This window comes from Azonexus sp. (genome assembly GCF_036170495.1).
Taxonomy (GTDB): Bacteria; Pseudomonadota; Gammaproteobacteria; order Burkholderiales; family Rhodocyclaceae; genus Azonexus.
Genome location: NZ_JAVHPH010000090.1, coordinates 1 through 5,858 on the forward strand (window position 1 = coordinate 1; position 5,858 = coordinate 5,858).

A 5,858-nucleotide genomic window follows, 5' to 3' on the forward strand; every position below is an offset into this window, starting at 1 on the left:
TGTTGTTGAAGGAAGGCTTCCATGCGCGGATAGAGATTGATCGCCTGATCCAGCACAGGGTCAGCGCCAGGTGAATAGGCGCCAACCGAAATCAGATCGCGTGAGCGCTGGTAGCGGGCAAAAAGTACCTTGAAACGGCGAATCTGATCGAGTTGTGCCGGTTCGATCAGGTTGACCATGGCTCGGCTGATTGATTGCTCGATATCGATGGCTGGGTAATGTCCAGCGTCGGCCAGCGTTCGAGATAACACGATGTGACCGTCGAGAATGGCGCGAGCCGAGTCGGCAATCGGGTCCTGCTGGTCATCGCCTTCGGCTAGAACGGTGTAGAAGGCCGTCATCGAGCCACCACCTTCAGGGCCATTGCCGGCTCGTTCAACGAGTTGTGGCAAACGGGCAAATACCGATGGCGGATAGCCCCTGGTGGCCGGAGGCTCGCCGATGGCGAGGGCAATTTCCCGTTGCGCCATGGCATAACGGGTCAGGGAATCCATGATCAGCAGGACCTGTTTCCCCTGGTCACGGAAATATTCGGCAATGGTTGTTGCATAAGCGGCGCCCTGCAGTCGCATCAGTGGGCCGGTATCGGCCGGTGCGGCGACGACCACGGCTCGACGCATGCCTTCTTCGCCGAGAATTTGCTCGATGAACTCCTTCACTTCCCGGCCGCGTTCGCCGATTAGCCCGACGACAATGACTTCGGCCTCGGTATAGCGAGCCATCATGCCGAGGAGTACCGATTTGCCAACACCGGAGCCAGCGAAAAGCCCCATGCGCTGACCGCGGCCGACGGTCAACAAGGCGTTGATCGAGCGAATGCCGACATCGAGCGGGTGTTCGATGGCCGCCCGGGTCATTGGGTTAATCGGGCGGCTTTGCAAGGGGCGGGTCAGGTTTGATCTGAGCGGACCCTTGCTGTCGAGTGGGCGACCAACGCCGTCAAGAACCCGGCCAAGTAATTCGTCGCCTACCGGCCCCTGCTTGGCTCGATCGATAGCTCGGCGTTTATGTTTGACTGGGAAGTCGACTCGCGGCGCCGGGTTGGGGGTGTCGCAAGCGATGACACGAGCGCCGGGGGCCAGTCCAAAGACGTCATCGGAGGGCATCAGATAGAGCTTTTCTCCGGCGAAGCCCACTACTTCTGCCTCAACCGGCGCTCCGCTGGCCGGGAAGATGTGGCATGAACTGCCTAGCGGTAGTTTCAACCCCGAAGCCTCCATGACGAGGCCGTTGATCCTTGTCAAACGTCCGGCCGGCCAGAGCGGTTGGGCTGATGCCGCAGAAAGCTGGCAGCCTTCAAGGAAACGCTGCCAGCGCCCGACATGGTCGGGTAGCACGATCAAGGTCGGTTCATCCATTCGGAAGGCGCGACACCGATCGACTCAAGTACACGCTTCCAGCGTGTTTCGATCGTGGCATCGACCTCGCTGGCACCGGCAACAAGCAGGCATCCTCCTGGCGAAATCTCCGGGTCGTCAATGATCTGGGCGCCGGTTTGGGCGAGTTGTTCGCCGATCTGCTCGCGAATAACCGTGGCATCGACGGGACTCAGTCGGAGAACGACATGAGCATGATGCAGGGGGAGTGCTGCGAGTGCCTCGCGAATGACGGGCAAAAGCAGTTCGGGGCGGGTGTTGATCGCTCCGCGAAGCACTTGTGCCGCGATTTCAAGGGCGACGCTGAGTACCTGTTCGGCGACGTGCTGGTCGAGATGGGCCAGCGCGATCTGCAGGTTGCCAAGCAGCTCGGCAAATTGCGCTGTTGTTTCGGTCATCGTTGTCGCCATCGCCTGCTGCCCGGCTTCAAGCCCCTCGCGGTAGCCGACGCTGTAGCCATTGGCGCGAGCTTCTTCGTGGAGATGCTCAATCTCTTCAGTGTTCGTCGGGTTCGTTGTGGCATGCACTTCGGGCTGACTGGCGACGACCGAGGATGCAACGGCGGGGGCGGTGCTGGCCGTGTTTTCTGGCGACTGGCTAAGCGCCACTGGTTTTGCATCGAGGGCGCCGATATTCCAGCGTTGGTAGCCGGCGAGTTTGTCCTTGGGAATGACGCCTGCCATCTCGGGTTAGACCATTTGTTCGCCGCCGGCGCCACCCAGGACGATTTGTCCCTCGTCAGCCAGGCGACGTACCACCTTGAGGATTTCCTTTTGCTCGCCTTCGACTTCGGAAAGACGAACGGGGCCTTTCGATTCAAGGTCTTCGCGCAGCATTTCTGCAGCCCGTTGCGACATGTTCTTGAAAATCTTCTCGCGAAGATCGGGCGACGCACCCTTGAGGGCAAGGATCAGGGAGTCAGACTGAACTTCCCGCAAAATGAGCTGGATGGAGCGATCGTCGATGTCCATCAGATTTTCGAAAACGAACATCTCGTCGAGAATCTTCTGGGCGAGATCGGGGTCGTACTCGCGGATTGCATCGACGACCGATGTTTCGTTGGCGGTGCCGATGAAATTGAGGATTTCGGCAACCGTGCGGACGCCGCCCATCGCTGTCCGCTTGACACTGGTTGAGCCGGACAGGATACGCATCATCGCCTCGTTAAGTTCGCGCAGTGCGGAGGGCTGAATCCCTTCCAGCGTGGCGATTCGCAACACGACGTCATTGCGCAGGCGCTCGGTGAAATGATTCAGAATCTCGCTAGAATGGTCGTGCTCAAGATGGACCAGAATCGTCGCGATGATCTGCGGGTGCTCGTTCTTGATCAGATCGGCGACGGTTGTCGCATCCATCCATTTCAAGCCCTCGATGCCCGATGTCTCGCCGCCTTGCAGAATGCGTGAAATAAGGTTCGATGCCTTGTCGTCGCCAAGCGCCTTGGTGAGTACGGAGCGAATATAGCTGTCGGTGTCGACGTGCACCGCCGCATGTTCTTCGGCATTCTTGTGGAATTCGTCGAGGACGCTCTCGACGGTTGTTCGTGGCACGCTCTTGAGTGCCGCCATGGCGTGTCCGAGTTTTTGCACCTCGCGAGGTCCGAGGTGCTTGAGTACTTCGGCGGCATGGTCTTCGCCGAGCGCAATCAGCAGCGTTGCGCTCCTTTCCAGACCGTCTTCAGCGTTAGGAGGCATTGGCGCCCATCCAGTCCTTGATGATGTTGGCGACCGCCTTCGGGTCCGCCCCGGCTATGTCGCGGGCTTTTTGTACTTTGGCGGCGTAGTGGTCGATCCGCACGTGGTCGGCGTCAGGTTCGCCATCGACGCCTGCGATCTTGACGTGCGCTGCGGCGCCGGCGACACCCTCGGCGGTTGATGCGGCCTGGCCATCGGTTGCCGAAGGGAACATGGTTTTTAGCGAGGGCTGGATAACTTTCAGGAACAGGAAGGCCACAACGAGGGCAATCAACAGGTACTTGAAAATGTCCTTGGCGTACGAGATGGTTTCCGGGTCCTTCCAGAGCGGGAGCGCGTTGTCGACTTTTTCGTCGGCGGTGAAGGGTGCGTTGGCAACCGAGATCGAGTCGCCGCGCTCCTTGTTGAAGCCCATCGCCTCGCGGACCAGTTCGTTGATCTGTTTCATTTCCGGTTCGGGAATCGGCTTGTTGACCGGCTGGCCGTTCTTGTCGATGCCCTTGCGATGATTGATGACTACGGCCGCAGACAGTCGCCGGATGTCGCCCATGCCTTGCTTCGTGTGACGAATCGTCTTGTCGACTTCAAAATTGACCGTTGCAGCCTTGCTTGTGTTGATTGGCTGGCCGACGCTATTGAGTGGCGCCGTGACGCCCGCAGCGTCGAGTTTGCCTTGAATTTCGGCCGTTTTTCCCGGTTGACCGGGGGCGCTGCCGGTTGCCGGCTGGGTCAGTGGTGCGGTGGCCGGAACGGGAGGCTGGTTGGTCAATGCGCCCGGAACGCCTCCGGCCGCCTGGTTAACGCTGGCCGATTCGTTGGTCTGCCGACTACGAATAGCGGTGGTTTCCGGTGTGTTGTTGGGGTGGTAGCTTTCAGCGGTTTGCTCGCTTTGCGAAAAATCGATGTCGGCAGCGACCTGAACCTTGAAGTTTTCGCCGCCCAGCATCGGCTTGAGAATGTCCTCAATGCGCTTGATGATGCTGCCTTCAATATCACGAACATATTTGACTTGAGTGGCATCAAGGCCGGCTTCGGTGAGCCTGTTTTTCAGTTGCGAGAGTAGTGCGCCGGTCTGGTCGATGACAGTGACGTTAGTGGCTGGCAATTGCGGTACGCTCGATGAAACCAGGTGCGTAATGCCGGCGATCTGGGCGTTATCCAGAGCGCGTCCGGGATAAACGTTGAGCATCACCGAGGCCGTCGGCTTTTGTTCTTCGCGGACGAAAACCGAGGGTTTGGGAATGGCCAGATGGACGCGGGCCGACTGCACCGCTCCGATTGACTGGATGGTACGGGCCAGTTCGCCTTCCAGGCCGCGCTGGTAATTGACCTGTTCGGCAAACTGACTGATCCCGAATTTCTGGTTTTCCATCAATTCAAAACCAACCATGCCTCCGCGCGGCAGCCCCTGCGAGGCCAGTTTGAGTCGAATGTCATGAACGCGGTCGGCGGGGACCTGCAATGCGCCGTTATCGCTGTAGCGGTGAGGAATGTTTTGCTGCTCGAGAACGGTGACGATCGTCCCGCCATCCTTCTCGTTGAGATTGGAGAATAGTGTTTTCCAGTCTGGCTGACGGCTCCAGAGAATAGCGCCGACGATAAGGGCGATTATGGCGGCCGTTGCCACCATGAAGACAAGCTTCTGCTGACTGCCGAGCCGGTTGAAGGCGTCGCGCAGACGTTCCACCGGATTTCCTGCCGGTGCGTTTCCTGCTGTCGTCTCAGTTGTTGCTGCCATCAATAGCCGGTCAAATTGCGGTGAAACAGAAGAAGAATCAATCGAGAAGCCAAATTATCCTAGAAATATTCTACTATTACCCGAGCTGAATTCCCCCTTTCTTTTTTCGATGTTGCCGTACAGATCAATCTCTTGACACCTGACACAGACACCAAGACAGCCGAATTGCAACGGGCATTTGCCATGTTCAATCAGGTTTCGGCCGAGCTGACCCAGGCCTATGAAGCGCTGCAGGTTCGCGCTGCCTCGCTGACCGAGGAGTTGGCGATCGCCAACGGTGAATTGCGTCGGCAATATCAGGAAAAGGAAGCGCTTTCCGAGCGTCTCTCGTCCTTGCTCGATGCTTTGCCGGCCGGGGTGGTGCTGCTCGATTCGGCGGCCATCGTTGTTGCGGTCAACCCGGCTGCCATGGCCATTTTCGGGGCGGATATGGTTGGGCAGCATTGGGGCGATGTGGCGCGGGCCAGCCTGGAGCCGACAATGGCGATTGGCGAGTGGTTGCACGGCGATTGCCGGTTGTCGATTGGCGAGAGCGCGCTGCCTTCGGCGGGTGGAAAAATTCTGCTTATCCATGATGTAACCGCCGCTCACCGCATGAAAACCGAGCTTGAACGCAACCAGCGCCTGGCGGCCATGGGGGAAATGGCGGCCTCGCTGGCCCATCAGCTGCGCACACCGCTGGCCGCGGCGCTGCTTTATACCTCAAACCTTGGCCAGGCGGGCATTCCGGATGAGGCGAGGGCCCGATTTTCGGAAAAGGCCAGCGGGCAATTGCGGCGCCTTGAGCGGCTGATCCAGGATGTTCTTCTCTTTGCGCGAGGCGAGAGCATCGGGCGGGATGTCATCCCGGTGTCCGATCTGCTGGCGGAGGCGGCGCAAACGGTCGAGCCGCTGATGGGTGAGCGTGGCCTCGCATTAGTGTTGGATGACGCTTGTCGGGGGGCGATGATCGTCGGTAGTCGCAAAGCCTTGTTCGGGGCGTTGGTCAATTTGCTGGAAAATGCCATGCAGGCGACAACGGCGGGCGGCAAAATTTGCCTGTCCGGCAAT

At 59.0% G+C, this 5,858-nt stretch carries 5 protein-coding genes; 1 reads left to right on the forward strand and 4 read right to left on the reverse strand.

Annotated features, from left to right (window positions below; all coding sequences use genetic code 11):
* The 4 genes from fliI to fliF all read right to left on the reverse strand — a co-directional run.
* Window positions 1–1,358 (reverse strand): flagellar protein export ATPase FliI (gene fliI, locus ADADOO_RS02915; RefSeq protein WP_511274862.1); only part of this gene is annotated, 1,358 nt, incomplete at its 3' end.
* Window positions 1,340–2,059 (reverse strand): flagellar assembly protein FliH, encoded by a 720-nt coding sequence (locus ADADOO_RS02920; protein ID WP_511274864.1) that lies wholly within the window; start codon window positions 2,057–2,059, stop codon window positions 1,340–1,342. The genes ADADOO_RS02920 and fliI, both read right to left, overlap by 19 nt.
* A gap of 6 nt (window positions 2,060–2,065) precedes the next feature.
* Window positions 2,066–3,070, reverse strand: coding sequence for a flagellar motor switch protein FliG (gene fliG, locus ADADOO_RS02925; protein WP_511274865.1), 1,005 nt, complete (start codon window positions 3,068–3,070; stop codon window positions 2,066–2,068).
* Window positions 3,060–4,757, reverse strand: coding sequence for a flagellar basal-body MS-ring/collar protein FliF (gene fliF, locus ADADOO_RS02930; RefSeq protein WP_511274866.1), 1,698 nt, complete (start codon window positions 4,755–4,757; stop codon window positions 3,060–3,062). Before fliF ends, fliG begins: the two co-directional genes overlap by 11 nt.
* A 234-nt stretch (window positions 4,758–4,991) precedes the next feature.
* Between fliF and ADADOO_RS02935 the strand changes: the two genes are divergently transcribed.
* Window positions 4,992–5,858, forward strand: an 867-nt coding sequence (locus tag ADADOO_RS02935) for a sensor histidine kinase (RefSeq protein WP_511274867.1), incomplete at its 3' end; no start/stop codon positions are given.

Coding starts and splice junctions, on each gene's coding strand:
- ADADOO_RS02920 (WP_511274864.1), bottom strand. CDS start 2,059: ATGGCAGGCGTCATTCCCAAGGACAAACTCGCCGGCTACCAACGCTGG.
- fliG (WP_511274865.1), bottom strand. CDS start 3,070: ATGCCTCCTAACGCTGAAGACGGTCTGGAAAGGAGCGCAACGCTGCTG.